Origin of the sequence: Ectopseudomonas khazarica (genome assembly GCF_004521985.1) — a bacterium.
Classification (GTDB): Bacteria; Pseudomonadota; Gammaproteobacteria; order Pseudomonadales; family Pseudomonadaceae; genus Aquipseudomonas; species Aquipseudomonas khazarica.
Genome location: NZ_SBHZ01000054.1, coordinates 1 through 417, shown reverse-complemented (window position 1 = coordinate 417; position 417 = coordinate 1). Strand labels below are relative to the sequence as shown.

Annotated in this window: 1 protein-coding gene; it reads left to right on the top strand. The window is 66.4% G+C overall.

The window, feature by feature from the left end:
• Positions 1 to 41 precede the first annotated feature (41 nt).
• A partial coding sequence (locus EPK82_RS24695) for a DUF5801 repeats-in-toxin domain-containing protein (protein WP_134678353.1) occupies positions 42 to 417 on the top strand: 376 nt, incomplete at its 3' end.

Below are 417 nucleotides of genomic sequence, written 5' to 3'. Positions count from 1 at the left end.
CGGCTGATCGGCTGGCGATGGAGCTGGATGAAACTGTGGGCGTGGATCGTGCAGCCCCGGGCGAAACGGCCGATGGCAACGGCGATGACGGTGCCGGCTACCTGGGTCGCTCGACCACCGCGCTGGGTAATGGCGGCCTGGTCGGCCTGTTCACCGCCAGTGGCGATGATGGCCAGGACGGTCCTGGCAGCCTCAGCACCAGCCTGTACTTCAGCGGCATCCCGGCGGGTGGCGAGCTGAGCACCAACCTGGAAGCCACCGATGGCGGCGCCATCGTGCTGCAGATGGACGGTGACGATGTGGTGGGTGTGGACGGCGACGGCCACGTGGTCTTCCGCCTGGAAATCATCGACACGCTCGATGGTCCGCAACTGCAGACCACCCTGTACGAAGCGATCCGCCATGACGGCACCACCA